The sequence below is a fragment of the Sulfuriferula thiophila genome (genome assembly GCF_003864975.1).
GTDB lineage: Bacteria > Pseudomonadota > Gammaproteobacteria > Burkholderiales > Sulfuriferulaceae > Sulfuriferula > Sulfuriferula thiophila.
In genome coordinates, this window is record NZ_BHGL01000006.1 from 332,182 (window position 1) to 348,334 (window position 16,153).

Below are 16,153 nucleotides of genomic sequence, written 5' to 3' on the forward strand. Positions count from 1 at the left end.
AGTAACTGGTGTTTCCGCCCCTAAATCATCCCGCCATTAATCGAAATAATCTGCCCGGTAATATACGCCGCTTGCGGCGAAGCGAGGAAGCTGATCAGGTCGGCGACTTCGTCGGGTTTGCCGGCGCGTTTCATCGGTACCATGCGCGCGATGTCTTCAGGGGCGAAGGCGTGCTCGCTCATCGTGGTGTCGATAATGCCGGGGGCGACCGCGTTGACGGTGATGCCGCGGCTGGCGACTTCCTGCGCCAGCGATTTGGTGGCGGAGTTGAGTGCGCCTTTGGCGGCGGAGTAGTTGACCTGGCCACGGTTGCCGGTGATGGCGGCGATCGAGGACACATTGATGATGCGTCCCCAGCGGCTGCGGATCATCGGCATCATCAGTGTGTGAGTGACGTTGTAGAAGCCATTCACGGATACGTCCATGACGCGCTGCCATTGCTCCATGCGCATGCCGGGAAACACGGCGTCATCATGAATGCCGGCATTATTTACCAGTACCTGGATGGGTGTGTGTTCGATCAGCGGGGTGAGTGCATCGACCACGGCCTGATTGTCGGTTACGTCGAATCCCAGGATCTGTGCGCTACCCCCGTTTGTTGTAATCTCCTCGGCCAAGGCCTGCGCTGTTGCCGGATTTCGGTTGGCGTGGATGTAGACGTGGTAGCCGTCAGCAGCGAGGCGGCGGCAAATGGCCGCACCTATACCGCCGCTACCGCCGGTGACGAGCGCGTTTTTCATGTGGGTGTTCCGGTTAGCTGGAGTTGATTTTCTGCGCTTAACATCACGGCGGCACGCCCATCCACTAGCAGCTCTCCGGCAGCATGTACGGTGAATTGATAGAGGATGTTGTCGGCGCTGCTATGGATGCAGGTCGCTACTATGTCGAGATCGGCGTTAATGTTATCCAGCCGGGGTACGTGGAGATTGGCACCGCGCACGCTGACTAGAAAGCCGGCACGCGGTCGGGCATTGTCGGCGGGTGCCAGTAATGCACCATGTACCGCCATAGCCTGGGCGGCATATTCGATGCCGCAGGCGCTGCTGAGCTGGTCGCGCGAACGTAGCGGATTATCAGCCAGGCGGTGACTGCTGGCTCGGCACTGGATATGCTCCGCATCCCACATTGTAACGTGATCGAGCAGGCACATCGTGCCCTGATGCGGGATGTGGGCCTCTATCCAGGCATGATCAGGCTGGGCTGGATTCAGCATGTACTGAGTTCCACTGCAATGCGCAGGTGGTCAAAATAATCAAGTACGATCCGCTCGTTTTGTCCTTGTGCCAAGGCTTGCAGCATAGGCAGGCTACGTGCTGCTGGTATGTTTAGCCGTAATTGTTCCAGCCCTGCATCGTTGAGTTGGTGAGCACTGTCGTCAGTCAGGCTGACGCTGATTTTGGCCAGGCTGTGAGTGCTTTTCTGTGGAGACAGCACCAGGGCGACTCCGAAGTTATCCGGGATAGGGCGGACGTGGTGCAAAGGCTCGGGATAAGTAGTGTCGCTGGCGATGAGTAGTGTGGTGGTGTTATCCACGATTGCCTGGGTGAGCGCTTCCAGCAGTCCTGCGCCGAAGCTGGCGTCATAGGCGCAGAGTACCGAGATCGGTGTCATTGCACCAGTGGCAATGCTCCAGTAACCCGCAGCGGCATTGTGTACCGAGTTGTGAAAACGGGTGGGGGAGATATCGCGATCATCTGAGGCCAGTGCCTGGCAGATTTCATGACAGTTCTGGCCATCGCCACCGGATGCGGTGTACACGCAGGGCAGGGTGGCGGGGTCGAGATTCGCTGCAGTAACGGCTTCCAGTCCCGCTGCCAGCGTGAGCTTGACGATGGCGCCGCTGCGGCGGCGTTCGGCTGCGGCTAACAATACGGGTGACGGTAATATCGTGGTCTGGCTCAGATAGGGTTGCTGCCCGGTGAGTATGGACACGCTGTCCGGCCATCCGTTCAGACCGGGGCCGAGCAGGCCAATGCCGTCGATGTAGACGGTGAGCGTAGGTGTGTTCAACTGACTCATAGCACGCGTCCAAAAATCAGGCTGCAATTGGTGCCGCCAAAGCCGAACGAGTTGCTCATGGCCCGGGTAATGGCTTGTGTGCCGTTGTGCAGCAGATAGTTGAGCGGGATCTCCGAGTCCAGTTGTCGGGTATTTAGTCCGGCAGGGAGCAGGCCATGCTGCAAGGCTAACGCGCAGATCACCGCTTCAACTGCACCGGCTGCGCCCAAGGTATGGCCAGTAGCGCCCTTGGTGGAACTGCATGGGGTGGCCGCGCCGAATAAGGCGCTGACAGCTTTGCCCTCGGCAGCATCATTGCTGGGAGTAGCGGTGCCGTGCAGGTTGATGTAATCGATGTCGCTCGGCAGCAAGCCAGCCATATCCAGCGCGGCCTGCATCGCCATGCGTGCGCCCAGACCTTCCGGATGCGGTGAGGACATATGATAGGCATCACTGGATTCACCGACACCCAGCAAGAGTATGGCATTGTCAGCCAGTTGCGCCGTTGGTTGTTCGAGCAGTGCAAATGCACCAGCTTCGCCGATGGAGATGCCATCACGCGCGGCATCGTACGGTCGGCATGCCTGGCTTGCGGTGAGACCCAGCGAATTGAAGCCGTACAGGGTGGTCAGGCATAGCGAGTCGACACCGCCGACCACTGCCGCATCGATCAGTCCGGCTGCTATCATGCGTCGCGCTGAGCTGAATACTTTGGCACTGGACGAGCATGCCGATGAAACCGTTACCGCCGGGCCGGTCAGGCCAAAATAGTGGCGGGTAAAATCAGCCACGGAAAATGTATTGTGTTGGGTGCTGTAATGAAAGTCATCGGGTAATGCGCCGCTGATCGGGTCGCGGCGCCGGTATGCCAGCTCAGTTTCCAGAATGCCGGAGGTGCTGGTACCGATGAATACGCCTATGCGTTGCGTACCATATTTGGCGACGGCAGCTTGCACTGCTTCAGCAAAACCATCCTGGGTGAAGGCAAGCTGCGCCAGTCGATTGTTGCGGCAGTCAAAGGCGGCGAGATGTGACGCTATGCACACCGCATCGACACCGGCGACTTCGCCTACAAAGGTAGGCAGATCAACTGTCTCGAATGCGCAGGGTGCCAGACCGGAGCGGCTATGGATCAGTGCATCCAGCGTCTGATCCAAGCCTTGTCCGATACAGCTGGTCGCAGTGAAATGAGATAGTAACAACGGTTTCAATACGATCTTTCTTAGTATGGTGAGCTGGTTGTATTCGGGTTTCTATAGTGCAAATTTACTTGTTGTGCTGGCATGCGCATATCGTTTGAATAGTACATGCATTATCGCATTACCCTTCAAAAATCACATAGGGTCATCATCATGTGGAACGGAAAAACGTTCAGTGCGCTAGCGCACATACGTTGTATATTCTTTACGCTAACATGCATAATCCATGGGTTTATCGCGTCTGGTATGATGCGAACTCATCTGGTCGATTATATTGGATCAGCCCCTGCATACGGAAATGTTATCCGATATTTATAGCAAATTATTTATGAATAATAACACCACACACCCTTCTACCAACCCCACTTCATGTGATGTGCTCGTGATCGGTGGTGGACCCGCTGGCGCTACCGTGGCGACCTTGCTGGCAGAGCGCGGCTATCAGGTGACTTTGCTGGAAAAAGCGCACCATCCACGCTTTCATATCGGTGAATCGCTGCTGCCAGCCAATTTGCCTTTGCTTGAAAAGCTGGGTGTTGCTAAAGCCGTCAAGGCTATCGGTATGGAGAAGTGGGGGGCTGAATTCGTATCTCCCTGGCACGATCACCAACAGACATTCGAGTTTGCTGATGCCTGGGACAAATCCATGCCCATGGCTTATCAGGTACGCCGTTCCGAGTTTGATGAAATCCTGATTCGCAATGCAGCAGCTAAAAATGCGACGGTTATCGAAGGCTGTCAGGTGCAGGATGTGTCTTTCCTGCCGGATGCCGCCGGTGCTGTGATACAGGCACGGTATGATGATGGCAGAGTAGCCTCCTGGCATGCGCGTTTTGTTCTTGATGCATCCGGGCGTGATACTTTTCTGGGTAATCGTCTGAAGGCCAAGCATCGTAACAAAGAACATAACAGTACTGCGATTTATGCGCATTTTTCCGGTGCACAGCGCCATTCTGGAAAAAACGAAGGTCATATCACCGTATTCTGGTTTGAGCATGGCTGGTTCTGGTTTATCCCACTGGCTGACGGTACGACCAGTGTGGGTGCAGTGACCTGGCCGTACTACCTGAAAACGCGCGGGAAAAAGCCGCTGGAAGCATTCTTTCATGAAACTATCGCGATGTGCCCGCAATTGGTGCAGCGCCTGGAATCCGCCAAACTGACTTCAGTTGTTGAAGCAACCGGTAATTTTTCCTATGTATGCGACCGTACCTATGGCGACAATTATCTGTTGCTGGGTGATGCCTATGCTTTCATCGACCCGGTGTTTTCGTCCGGGGTGATGCTGGCGATGCAGAGCGCTTTTGTCGGTGCCGATACGGTTGACACCTGCCTGCGCTGCCCTGAACAAGCGGCTGCGGCGCTGAAAAAGTTTGATCGCAGTATGCGCGTAGGCCCGAAAGCGTTTTCCTGGTTTATTTATCGCATGACTAACCCGACCATGCGCGATATGTTCATGGGGCCGCGTAACATCTTGCGTGCTAAAGAAGCCGTGCTCTCGGTGCTGGCTGGCGATATATTCGGCAAGACACCTATCTGGCGTTCCATCGCGGTATTCAAGAGTCTGTATTATCTGGGGTCTTTGGTTAAGTTGAAGCGTACGGTAAAGGCATGGCGCATGCGTAAGCATAATATCCGTACCCTGGATGACGCGGGTGCCGAGGTACGCTAATGGGTGTAAGTGTTTTGAAAAGCCAGTGCTTGTTATTTGATGCATTGATGGATCAGTCTGAAGTGTGGAAAAGTAAGATGCTAGGCGCACTCTGCTTTTCATCGGCCCCGCTAGCGGTGAATTTTGATGTGCCATTTATCCGGGTGCCGATGACCGCACTCGTTGAAATGAATCTATCCAATGCAGAGCCAATGCAACCTGATGCTGGCTGTGAGGTCTGGTTAAGCGACGTTGAGCCGGTGGCCGGGCAGCATCACGCAATACGTTATCGTCACGATGGCAACACACTGTTCGGCATCATTCAGCTTGAAGAAAGCGTGCTTGAGACTGATCCTGCCAGTCCGCTGCAGCAAACCACTGAGCGCGCCTATCGGCAAATATTCGAGTTACTCGATAAGCTGGGTTACCCGTTTGTATATCGTTTCTGGAATTATATGGCCGATATCAATGGTTACAGCCACGGGCTGGAACGTTATCGGCAGTTTAATCTGGGGCGTCAGGATGCTTTTATCGCCAGCGCGCGTGATGTTGCGGGTAATGTGCCGGCCGCCTGTGCGCTGGGTTCGGCAGATGGTCCGTTGACGATTGCCTTTCTGGCCGGGCATACACCACCCTTGGCAATCGAAAACCCGCGTCAGCTCAGTGCTTATGAATATCCGCAAAATTACGGGCCACGCAGTCCGACGTTTTCTCGCGCCAGCCTGGTACGCACAGGTACGGATGATGTCCTGTTTGTGTCGGGTACCGCCAGCATTGTGGGTCACGCCACTGTGCATCCCGCTGATGTGGCGGCGCAAACGCGTGAAACATTGGTAAATATTGCAGCGATAGTTCAGGCGGCTAATGATCAGCTTGGTCAACCGAGCTTTACGCTGGGTAATTTGTTTTATCGCGTGTATGTACGCCAAAGCCGTGACCTGGACATCATCCGTAATGTCATGCTGGCGCAAATCGGGGTGCCGTTTCAGGCCGTGTTCCTGCAAGCGGATGTGTGCCGGCAGGATCTGTTAATAGAAATCGAGGCCACTGCCTCGCAGCCTGTAAAATAATGCGCAGTCTGATTGCTGTTTACGATTATCTTGTGCTTTATCTTGGCTTGATCTGGCTCGGGCTGCTGTGCATTGGCTGGACGTTGATTGCGGTGCCGCTGTATCCATTGTTGTCTGTGCGCAGAGGACGCATACTTGGCCGTAAGGTGGTTATGTCTGCGTTTCGCATGTATCTTGCCAGTCTCAGTATTTCACGCCGCTGTCATTTTGACCTCACTGCGCTCGATGCATTGCGCGGTGAACCGCCGTTAATACTTGCACCTAATCATCCCTGCCTGCTTGATGCTGTCATGGTGATTTCGCGCCTGCCCAATGTCGCCTGTGTGATGAAGGCCAGCCTGATGAATAATATTTTTCTAGGAGCGGGGGCACGTTTGGCGCGTTTCATTCCGAGTGAGCCACTGCGTAACATGGTCCATCTGGCGGTGGATGACTTTCAGAATGGCAGTCATTTGTTGCTGTTTCCGGAAGGTACACGTACCACGCAGAACCCGGTAAATCAGTTGAAAGGCAGCATTGCGCTCATTGCGCATCAGGCACAGGTGCCTGTGCAGACTATCCTGATTGAAACCGATACCGAATACCTGCGTAAGGGTTGGCCACTGTTCCGCAAGCCGGTTATGCCCATTACGTATCGGGTACGTCTGGGGCGGCGTTTTGATGCGCCGCAGCATACCCAGCAGTTCATGGCTGAGTTGCAGGACTATTTTGCCAACGAGTTGGTGCAGGGATCGGCGTTTTATCCTACCGGCACGCTGACACCAGTTAACGATAGCCGAACTGGGTAGTGCATTTACCCGTGTTGCTCGTGCGCAGAGCGTTCCATTTTTTCTGAGCGGGTAGGGACGGGTATGCCTATGCGTGGCAACCAGATACGCAGTAAAGGCGAAGTAACTACGGTACTGAAAATCGCCATGATGACCAGTATGGTAAACATCTGCTGCGAAATCACGCCGAGATCAAAGCCCACATTAATCACGATCAATTCCATCAGCGCGCGGGTATTCATCATGATGCCCATGACTTTACCCTCGTGGTGATTCATCCCTGCCGCACGTGCAGCCAGATATGCACCACCGTATTTCCCCAGTGAGGCGAGGAATACGATGAGTACGCACCAGCCCCAGGCGGCCAGTGTATCGAGGCTGCCGATATTGGTACGCAGGCCGGTATAGGTAAAGAAAATGGGCAGAAAAAACACCATGACAAACGGACTGATGCGTGCTTTCCAGGTGCGCACAAAGGCATGTTCATCATGCAGCAGCACACCCATCATGAAACCGCCAAATATGGCAAAAATACCGAGCTGGTAAGTGGTCATCGCCGACAGGAATATTGCTGCCAGTACGATGCCCAGCAGGTTATGTGACAACGCACCCGAGTGTGCATCGCAGCGATGCAGGATGCGTTTCATAATTGGCCGGACAACGAACCAGCTTAATACGAAAAATCCCAGTACCAGCACCACCTTGAGCGCAAAACTGCCCGCATCAAAATTGGACAGGGTAAGGGTGGTAATCAGCGCCAGCAGCAACCAGCCGATGACATCGTTGATTGCTGCGGCGCTGATAGCAATCACCCCGATCGGCGTGCGGGTCATGTTGAATTCCATCATGATGCGTCCGAGGATGGGTAACGCGGTGATGGAAAAGGCGGTTGCAACAAATAGCGCCGAACCCAAAGCATGTGCGCCGGGAGAGAGGATGGGCGCGCTGACCTGGCCAGCGGCAAAACCCAGTGCAAACGGTGCAATCAGGCTGGCAGTAGCGATCCACACCACTGCCTTACGATTGCCGGGATTGCCAAGATGGGCAAAGTCGAATTCCAGACCAATCTGAAACATCAACAGCACCAGACCGATTTGTGACAGCATCTGCATCGGTTCGGGGGCGCCGGAGTGGAATACATACTGGAAGACATCGGGAGCCAGCAGGCCGAACAACGATGGGCCGAGCAGGATGCCGATGATAATTTCACCGACAACGGCGGATTGGCCGATGCGTAGCGCAATTTCGCCGCCAATACGGGCTGCAAGCACAATGACGGTGAGTTGCAGCAGGGTAAAAAATAGCAGCGCTTCGGTTTTATGGGCGGCAATATTGGCTGTAGTTGTCATAAGTTGTTATTGAATTAGTAGTGATAACCTGTTTAAGGCTAGTCAGTATGCCGTGAGGATCCGGTGAATTGTATAACCATCATCGTGCTAGTCATTCATCGTGGAACTAGTCGTTTGTACTGCACGACGCCTTAATGAAATGTAGGCAACCAATACCCCTAATATCAGTCCGGCTATTACATCGACGATTACATGCTGACGTGTTGCCAAGGTCGAATATAAAATACCCGCACACCATGCCCAATTAATAGCGAGTAGCCAGCGCGGTGCGCTAAAGCGACGTAAGATGAAATTAAGCCAGATAGCTGAGAAGCTGGCTGTGGCAACATGCAGGGATGGAAAGGCGTTGCCTGTAGCATCGATGCTTTTAAGGTAATCCACACTGGGGTATAGCGCCCAGTCAATTTGCGCAACGGGTACGGCAGTCGGCCAGAAATAGAAGACCAGCAAGCCGATCACACAGGTGGCTGCCATGGCAGTGCCATACAGAAACATTTCACGGCGCACGGTCAATAACGACGGAGGCAGTGAAACATAGACCCACAGCGAGACATACAGCGGCATAGCCGATGGCTGGAAGCTGACCATGCGGTCAAGTGCGGTGAAGGGCATAACGGTCATTGCGTATGCCGGATGCTTGAGCAGGAACAAATATGCCCCGAAGAATATGGCGATAAACAATGGCGTGCCTATCGCTTTAAGTAAAATATGACTGGACAGTGCAGTTGCCATCTGGCGATACCATACGCATGATTCAGTGGATTTACTCATGCGTGACAGTTCCAATCATGACAGTGTGTGGCGTAAAGTAACAAAACGTAAATTGGCTGCCACAGCTGCATCGAGTATGGCCGGTAATACCGCCAGAATCACTGGCTCGCCATCTGGCGTACGGGCCGCATGTGCATCGTGCAGCAATATAATTGCGCCGGCATGCAGGCCTTTCACCAGTTTGCGTGTGACCGTGGCCGGATCACCGACACGGGTGTCAAATGCACGTACTGACCAGCTCGCCAGATGCAAGCCCAGCCGTGTCAGCACCGGATCGAGAAACGGGTTGCGCAAGCCTGCTGGCGCTCGAAAAAACTGCGGGGCCTGCCCTGTGATGTCGGTCAGCGTGGTTTGTGCCGTCTGGATTTCACGGGTCAGTCCGGCTATGCCTTGCAAGGAGAAATAATACCGGTGATGTTGGCTATGGTTCTCGACGGCATGGCCGCGGCGCACGATGTCACGGCACAATTCGGGGTAGCGCTGTGCAATTTCACCGATGCAGAAAAAAGTGGCGTGCACGCCATAGCGTTCCAGCAGCTCAAGCACACGTGGCGTGACTTCAGGGTCAGGACCATCATCAATGGTCAGGGCGATTTCATTGCGCGCTGCGGCAGCAGCAGGTAACTTAGTCCAGTTGGGGCCAAGACCATGGCTGCGTGGCCACAATCCAGTAAGTGTCAGCACGACATGATTGGCAAGCACGGCCGCCAGCACCCAGCGCCAGTGCGCAGGGGTAACAAGCAGGGCGATCAACGCTGCACCATGCAGCAGCAGAGTGGCGCGTACCAACAGGCTAGGCTGCCAGCGCGACTTAATCATGTGAATTACGTGCAAAAATCGCCGAATAAATCAGGGCCAGAATCACACCTGGTGCTACGGTGACGCCCATTGCCTGCAATATCGACACGTTGGAAAATGCCAGCAGGCCAAAGCCAGCTACGGTGGTGAGGTTCGCAAACAGCATCGATGCCAGCGTGCGTGGCGCAATGTGTGTTTCGTTATCGCTACGGTTGAAGAACAGGGCATAATTGGACCCGACTGCAACGACGAGTAATAAACCGATCAGATGCAGGATGATCAGTTGCTGACCAAACAATAGCAGTCCTGCCGTGACGGAAATGACAGCAGCTGCCAGCGGTACGATGATACGCATCACATGCATTGGAGAGCGGTACACCACCAGCAGCAATGCGATGATCGCAGCCAGGCCACCCAGTGATAGCAGAATGGCTTCATGCAGATAGCCGGAGTAGAGGCTGTCCGATTCGATCTTCATATCCACAAACAGCACATTGGGCAGATTAAGGCCGTGCAGTGCACCACGGATGCGCGCGGCATCGATCTCCACACCGGGTAGTGCGGTCAGCGGTAGCAATGCACTCCAGTGCTGGTCTTGCTGTATCAGCAGTGCATTCACCGCCATGGCCATGGAAGTCTTGTCCAAATCAGCTGGCTGTAACAAGGGTTGTACGCGAGCAGCCGCGACATCGGCCAGAAATGGTGCAAACAGGCTGGATTTTACTGGTAATCCCTGCACGGCTTGCGTCAGATTGGACTGCAATACGTCGGTTGCAGGCAGGCTGGCCTGACGCGCACGCTGGCTGGCGAGGCTGGGCAGATAGCGGCTGGCAGTTTCATATCCTGCCAGCGCGCCTTGGTCAACCTGAGTCTGCAATACGCTGGCAACCTGCTCACTGCCACGCAGCACCGCTTCCTGAGTGGCACCCGAAACGACGACCAGATAGCGCACATCGGGTGCGCCGCTATCAGCGCGCAGGCGAGCATCCAGCGCAATATCCGCTTGCGAGACCGGGCTGAGCGCAGAAATTTTATCGTTCCACACATTATCACGATGCTGATACAGGATGGTCAGTGCTAGTAGCAATACCACAATAGCGGGCCAGCGCAGCGCGCCTGCTCGTTGCGCCAGTGCCGACAGGCGCTGACCGATGGCCGTGACGTCATGAATATGGAAATTGGCAGGCAGCAGGTGGGGCAGCACATAGCGCGTGACAGCCGCAGCGGTAAGCAGACCCGCGATGGAATACAGGCCGAGCTGCGCCAGCCCCGGAAAACCCGACAGTAGCAGGGAGGCAAAGCCGGCAATGGAGGTCAATACCCCGAGGCGGATAGTAGGCCAGAAACGTTTGATCCAGTGCTGCCGGTCAGCATTGTTCTGTTCCGATTGCACGAACAGGTAAATAGAGTAATCGACCGCCTCACCGATCAGCGCGGTTCCAAACCCCAGAGTGATGCCATGTACCGCGCCGAATCCCAGACTGACCGCGGCAACCCCGGCCAGCGCACCGCTGATGACAGGCAAAAATCCCAAGACTAGCGCGATGGGTGAACGGTAAACCAGCAACAGCAGGCTGGCAATCAATAGCACGCTGATAATGGATAGTCGTGAAACTTGTTCTTTAATCGTGTCGCGTGACTTTACCGAAAACACGCCAGGCCCAGTCATTTCCAGTCTGGCGGCCGGATGGTCTTTGGCGGCGGCATTGAAGGTTTGCTGTATGGCCAGCATCGCATGCTGCTGGGCATCGGTATTCGCACCTGAGGCGCGGGTCTGGATCAGCAACAGGGCTCTTGTGCCATCGCGTGATGCCCATGCGCCGTCAGTTAGAGCGGGCTGTGTGCCGCCATTGAGCTGATTCAACAGTTGCACCATTTCGCCGCTCGGGTCGCGTGGCAGCATGGATTTGACCAGCAATCCCGCTGGTGACGCGAGCAGGTCGATACTGTCGCTTAATGCGGCATGCAGGCCGTCAGCACTGAAGTGTTGCGGGGTTACGGCAGGACTCAGCAAGTAGCGGTGATTGAACAGATAGGCGCGATCCTGCTCGGCACTGACGGGTTCACCATTATTCACACTGATGAAAGCAGGGTCGAGGCGCAGGTGCCGGGCGAGCTGTTTGGACAGGTTCGCGCGGGTCTGTGCATTTTCACCTTCTATACCGACCAGGATCAGGCGTGAAGCCAGGCCATCGCGGATCTGTTCGAGTAGCAGTTGTTGTTCTGGCGTGGGGCTACGTGGCAAAAAAGCAGATAAATCCGCTGTAAACTGACTGCGGCTGATGATGGCACTGCAGGCCAGAATAAATACTATCCAGATGGCGATAGCGATGCGGGCTGATTTGGCTTTCACGGTGTTGCCAGCTTTTCGATGCGCATCTGCGAACTGTCGCCGTCGGCCTGCATGATGTCGATACTGCGCACCTCGTCATTTACTCCGGCGATACGGATGCGGGTTACTACTTGTTTCATGCGGGCGCTGACAGGGATTAGCTGCAGTGTCCAGTTTTGTGCTGTGCCTTCCAGGCTGAGCTGATAGGTGCGCTCCAAGGCTTTACGATCACCTGCCAGCGTGCCGCGCACACTGTTGATGAAAGCAGCCAGTTCCGGGTAGTCGGGCAGTTGCAGTCGGTACTTCTGTTGCTTGCGTTCAATCAGCAGGTTATCACCATCGACCACCATCGTTTCAGGCTTGGGTTTGAAGGTGCGTTTTTCCATACGGTCAGGTGCCGTGTAAAACAGCTCGCCCGATGATTCGATCGGCTGCTCAAGCATGGCGATGGATTTTGTTTCCACGAAGCTGGCATGCCCGGAGCGGGTCTGAGCCAGACTGTGCATGAGTTGGTCAATATCCCAGGTCGCCGCATGGCTGACTGTAGCCAGGCCGTTGCCAAGTAACAGGGCGAATGTAACTAAAATAGTGCGAGACAGGCGACGGGTAGGTGTCATCATGGTTTTGTGTGTGTGGTGGTGGCTGGTTTCTGCCAGAAATCGAAAAAGTTAAACCAATTGTATGGTGTTTGACGGCAATGCTGTTCGATAAGTTCGGCATAGCGTCTGACTGCAGCATCGACTACAGCGCCGCGCTGGCCGGTCGGGATATGTGTGAAGTCTGCCAGCGATTCAAAACTGATGCGGTAGCGGTTGCCACCCAGATATACGCCAGTCATGAATATCACCCGCCGCCGCAATAATGCAGCCATGCGAAACGGGCCAACGGGCAGGTAGGCAACGCTGCCAAGCAAGTTGACCGGCAGCATAATGTCTTCACCCAGCGTGCGATCTCCCAGCATGCCAACTACCGCGCCGTCATCCAGACATTCACGCACTTTGAGCATGGAGTCGATATGGCCGAGGCCGATGATATCTGTTACCGCATCGGGATTGATAGCAGCCAGCATCGCATTGATTTTTAATGCATTGTGTTCATGCATGACCATGCTGACACGCAGGCCGGGCACTTGCCGGCCAATCGCGCGGATTGCTTCAAAGCTGCCAAAATGCGCGCCCATCAGGAACACCCCGGCGCCAGCATCGATCGCATCATGCAGCAATTCCTGACCTTGGATCTCAATATCGAATAAGTCAAAACGCTGGTTCAGCAGATAGATGCGGTCATGAATGGTGGAGGCAAAATAAAAAAAATGGCGATACACGTCTGACCATTTGACCGGTCGCCCTAGGGCACGGCGTAAATAGGCGCGTGATGCACGTTGGCTGGTCGGGGAAAACAGCAGAAAATAAGCAGCTATTAACCGCAACAGCAGTCTGCCAGCCGGGCGCCCGAGATGAAGCGAGACCAATGTCATGATGCGTAGCATGAGCATGTTGCTACGCTCCGGAGCCTGTGTCCAATGTTGGTCTGACTGATTCATGCGTTGGAGTTTATCATGACGCTGCCACTGACAGCTTTGTGTGCAGGGGTGCTAATGTCGAAGCGGATAGTGCCATTATCCAGCTGATGGTAAACAATGCTGAGCACATCTCCCGGCAGTGTCGGGTGCAAAAATTTGACTGAATTTATCGTGCAGTTTTGCAGTGTGAGATGGCAGGCATCGGTAATAAGCTGTAATGCCAGATCAAGCAGTACGACACCCGGCAGGATAGCTATATCGGGAAAATGCCCTGCAAAAGCAGGGTGATCAAGCGGGACTGTCCACTGGATTGGTGTGCTCATGCGGCGCTCCGGGACAGATACAGGTTTTGTAATGCTGCACGTGGCAGTTTGCCGGTCGGATTGCGTGGTAACTTGTCCATGAATATCAGCGGACGTGGCAAAAACACCGCGTCGATGCGTAGACGCAGCGCAGCGATGAGCTGTGATGCTTCGAGTTCCGGAGCTACGACGAAAGCGGCCAGTCGGGTGACGTGATCTTTGCTGGTTTCTTCCGGCATGTAAAAGGCACCATCAACAACTCCGGGTATGCTGGTTAACTGATGATTGAGGTTGGCCAGCGAGTTGCGTTTGCCAGCAATATTGACCAGATCCGCTGTGCGTCCGTGTAGCAGGAAGCATTCCGCACTGGTCGGTACAATGACATCGTGCATGGCAATGGGCGGGGTGATGTGTGCGCTGGCAGCATACATCTGTTCACCCTGTGTGATCAGGCGGATACCAGGTAGTAGTTGCCACTCGGCGCCCTGAGTGGGGCGACGGGTGGCTATCAGCCCGGTTTCGGTACTGCCGTAAATTTCCATTAACGGCGCCTGGCAGCGTGCTTCCAGTGCTGATGCCAGTTCAGTTGATAGCGGGGCTGTCGCCGATACCACCAGGGCCAGTGCTGCAGGCTGTAATTCCGAATCCAGCAGGGTACGCAGATGCACCGGCGAAGAGATGAGAACGCGCGGAGCGGGTACGGCGGCAATGGCCTGGCAGATGTCGGCCGGATAAAACGGTTGCTGATCACTGAGCGCATTGCCGCTGAGTAAAGCCATGAGTACCGTGGATTCCAGTCCGTACATGTGTTGCGGCGGTACAGTGCCGATGAGGGTGGTCTGTTCACCGCCCATTAATCCCAGACGCTCGGCTTCTGCATGCACGCTGTTGACCACGAACCCCCAGGTCTTGGGATGCGGCTGCGGGATGCCGGTCGAGCCAGAGGTAAACACCACGGCTATACATTGCTCGCTGGCGATCTGTGGAACCGTGAATACACCTGCTGCTAGTGCCGGCGTCTTCGGATAGGCGATATGCGGCAGTGCTATCGAAGTCTGCTCATGTTCACTCAGGCAGAATACGTCAGACGCATAGCATTTGAGCTGGTTTACCATTTCCACGGTGTGTGAAGGCGGCAGCAGACTTACTTTGTTGCTGAGCATGGATGCAGCCATACCGACGGTGAAGTGATAACGGTCACTGCACATGTTCAGCACGTATTGACTTGCAGGGAGGCGTTCTGCAAGCTGGGTGACATCGGCCAGAAATTGACGTGCAGTGATAGCCGTACCCTGGCGCCAGGCGATAATCTGGTCCGGCTCGGTGTGGGATAACAGCGGTATGGCTGGCATGGCGTGGATGTGCGGATTAATGACGTTGGGCCGATTTGGAATGCTGCATGAATGTACGCACGGCATCCAGAATGCTGGCATGCTCGATGTCTGGTAGTGCCCGCTTCCGCACTATGTACTCGACGATGAACATGAGTATGACCAGAGGCAGGAAAATAAAATTGGCAAATATCGACCATATGGCGATAGGCTGCATGAAAAATAACCCGGTCGAGGTCAGTATCATAACCGCGAAAAACACCGTCCAGGCGATAGTGGCCTGATGCGCGTAGCGGGCATGTTCAGGTGTGAGCGAGCCATGTAGTATCGATGCAAACTGGGTACAGAGTGGCTGTTGTCTGGCAAACAGGGTGCGGGCAAAAGTGAGGAATAATACCCATTGCAGGCTTTCGTGTTCCAGCCAGTAAATCCAGCCATAATGTTGTGTCAGCACCGGCCAGAGCAGCCATAAGGCTGTGACTGCCAGCGCGACTAACGCTAATGTGAGAATGCGTTGTGTGGATTTAAAAATGAGCACCAGTGCGGTTAATGCAAGGGGGGCAAGTGCAACCAGTACACCGAGCGGGCCTGTTTGGGACGTCTGGTTAGTGTAGTTGGCCAGGATTGCGTAGCCTATGACTACTGCTGAGATACCCAGCCAGCGAAAAATGCGGGCTGTTTTTTGCATTAACGCGTTCGCTGAGCAGCAATATGGTCGGCCAGATTGCGCAGTGAGCTGAAGATATGCTGATTGTCAGCACTATCTGCACGCAGTTGCAGGCCATAACGCTTGGAAACAACCAGCGCGACTTCCAGTACATCTATTGAATCCAGACCCAAGCCATCCCCGTACAGCGGGTCATCGAGACCGATATCATCAGCCGTTACCTCAAGGTTCAGGCATTCGATCATTAATTCGGCGATTTCTCGGTATAAAGCGGTTGGTTCGGTAGCTGGAATGGTGTCGGACATAATGAAATTGAGTGGAGGAAATTGCTACGCCATTATACAAGATGTGGCCGGAACAGTTCAATAAACCTTACATCCAGCTTGGGTTTGTCGC

At 54.6% G+C, this 16,153-nt stretch carries 17 protein-coding genes; 3 read left to right on the forward strand and 14 right to left on the reverse strand.

The window, feature by feature from the left end; translation table 11 throughout:
* Positions 1-20: 20 nt before the first annotated feature.
* The 4 genes from fabG to EJE49_RS04045 are packed head-to-tail and all read right to left on the reverse strand — an operon-like array spanning position 21 to position 3,209.
* Entirely contained in the window at positions 21-740 is a 720-nt protein-coding gene (gene fabG, locus EJE49_RS04030; protein WP_124949098.1) for a 3-oxoacyl-ACP reductase FabG, read from the reverse strand.
* Positions 737-1,213 carry a hotdog family protein gene (locus tag EJE49_RS04035; protein ID WP_124949099.1) on the reverse strand — a complete coding sequence of 159 codons (477 nt, stop codon included), beginning with the start codon at positions 1,211-1,213 and terminating at the stop codon, positions 737-739. Before EJE49_RS04035 ends, fabG begins: the two co-directional genes overlap by 4 nt.
* Entirely contained in the window at positions 1,207-2,019 is an 813-nt protein-coding gene (locus EJE49_RS04040) for a beta-ketoacyl synthase chain length factor (protein WP_124949100.1), read from the reverse strand. Before EJE49_RS04040 ends, EJE49_RS04035 begins: the two co-directional genes overlap by 7 nt.
* The gene (locus EJE49_RS04045) at positions 2,016-3,209 is read right to left on the reverse strand and encodes a beta-ketoacyl-[acyl-carrier-protein] synthase family protein (RefSeq protein ID WP_124949101.1); all 1,194 of its coding nucleotides are present in this window, start codon (positions 3,207-3,209) and stop codon (positions 2,016-2,018) included. The genes EJE49_RS04040 and EJE49_RS04045 overlap by 4 nt, the downstream gene beginning before the upstream one ends.
* 316 nt (positions 3,210-3,525) lie before the next feature.
* Here EJE49_RS04045 and EJE49_RS04050 point away from each other — a divergent pair, with 316 nt between their 5' ends.
* From EJE49_RS04050 to EJE49_RS04060, 3 genes are all read left to right on the forward strand, one after another.
* Positions 3,526-4,869, forward strand: a complete 1,344-nt coding sequence (locus tag EJE49_RS04050) for an NAD(P)/FAD-dependent oxidoreductase (RefSeq protein ID WP_124949102.1) — start codon at positions 3,526-3,528, stop codon at positions 4,867-4,869.
* A gap of 77 nt (positions 4,870-4,946) precedes the next feature.
* Positions 4,947-5,918, forward strand: coding sequence for a chorismate transformation FkbO/Hyg5 family protein (locus tag EJE49_RS04055; RefSeq protein ID WP_223246741.1), 972 nt, complete (start codon positions 4,947-4,949; stop codon positions 5,916-5,918).
* Complete coding sequence (locus EJE49_RS04060) at positions 5,918-6,706, forward strand: lysophospholipid acyltransferase family protein (RefSeq protein ID WP_124949103.1); 789 nt, start codon at positions 5,918-5,920, stop codon at positions 6,704-6,706. Before EJE49_RS04055 ends, EJE49_RS04060 begins: the two co-directional genes overlap by 1 nt.
* Before the next feature lie 5 nt (positions 6,707-6,711).
* On the opposite strand, the gene EJE49_RS04065 is transcribed toward EJE49_RS04060, so the two are convergent.
* From EJE49_RS04065 to EJE49_RS04110, 10 genes are all read right to left on the reverse strand, one after another.
* Entirely contained in the window at positions 6,712-8,034 is a 1,323-nt protein-coding gene (locus EJE49_RS04065; RefSeq protein ID WP_124949104.1) for a cation:proton antiporter, read from the reverse strand.
* Between the two features lie 87 nt (positions 8,035-8,121).
* Positions 8,122-8,805, reverse strand: a complete 684-nt coding sequence (locus tag EJE49_RS04070; protein ID WP_124949105.1) for a phosphatase PAP2 family protein — start codon at positions 8,803-8,805, stop codon at positions 8,122-8,124.
* Positions 8,806-8,820: 15 nt separating this feature from the next.
* A complete protein-coding gene (locus tag EJE49_RS04075; RefSeq protein ID WP_124949106.1) occupies positions 8,821-9,624 on the reverse strand; it encodes a polysaccharide deacetylase family protein in 804 nt (267 codons plus the stop codon).
* The gene (locus EJE49_RS04080) at positions 9,617-11,956 is read right to left on the reverse strand and encodes an MMPL family transporter (protein WP_223246742.1); all 2,340 of its coding nucleotides are present in this window, start codon (positions 11,954-11,956) and stop codon (positions 9,617-9,619) included. The genes EJE49_RS04075 and EJE49_RS04080 overlap by 8 nt, the downstream gene beginning before the upstream one ends.
* Positions 11,953-12,555 (reverse strand): LolA-related protein, encoded by a 603-nt coding sequence (locus EJE49_RS04085; protein WP_223246743.1) that lies wholly within the window; start codon positions 12,553-12,555, stop codon positions 11,953-11,955. Before EJE49_RS04085 ends, EJE49_RS04080 begins: the two co-directional genes overlap by 4 nt.
* Positions 12,552-13,478 carry a lysophospholipid acyltransferase family protein gene (locus EJE49_RS04090; RefSeq protein ID WP_124949107.1) on the reverse strand — a complete coding sequence of 309 codons (927 nt, stop codon included), beginning with the start codon at positions 13,476-13,478 and terminating at the stop codon, positions 12,552-12,554. Before EJE49_RS04090 ends, EJE49_RS04085 begins: the two co-directional genes overlap by 4 nt.
* Positions 13,475-13,780 carry an ApeI family dehydratase gene (locus EJE49_RS04095; protein ID WP_124949108.1) on the reverse strand — a complete coding sequence of 102 codons (306 nt, stop codon included), beginning with the start codon at positions 13,778-13,780 and terminating at the stop codon, positions 13,475-13,477. Before EJE49_RS04095 ends, EJE49_RS04090 begins: the two co-directional genes overlap by 4 nt.
* Positions 13,777-15,177, reverse strand: a complete 1,401-nt coding sequence (locus EJE49_RS04100; protein WP_223246744.1) for an AMP-binding protein — start codon at positions 15,175-15,177, stop codon at positions 13,777-13,779. Before EJE49_RS04100 ends, EJE49_RS04095 begins: the two co-directional genes overlap by 4 nt.
* A complete protein-coding gene (locus EJE49_RS04105; RefSeq protein WP_124949110.1) occupies positions 15,128-15,778 on the reverse strand; it encodes a COG4648 family protein in 651 nt (216 codons plus the stop codon). The genes EJE49_RS04100 and EJE49_RS04105 overlap by 50 nt, the downstream gene beginning before the upstream one ends.
* The gene (locus EJE49_RS04110; protein ID WP_124949111.1) at positions 15,778-16,062 is read right to left on the reverse strand and encodes a phosphopantetheine-binding protein; all 285 of its coding nucleotides are present in this window, start codon (positions 16,060-16,062) and stop codon (positions 15,778-15,780) included. Before EJE49_RS04110 ends, EJE49_RS04105 begins: the two co-directional genes overlap by 1 nt.
* Between the last annotated feature and the right edge of the window lie 91 nt (positions 16,063-16,153).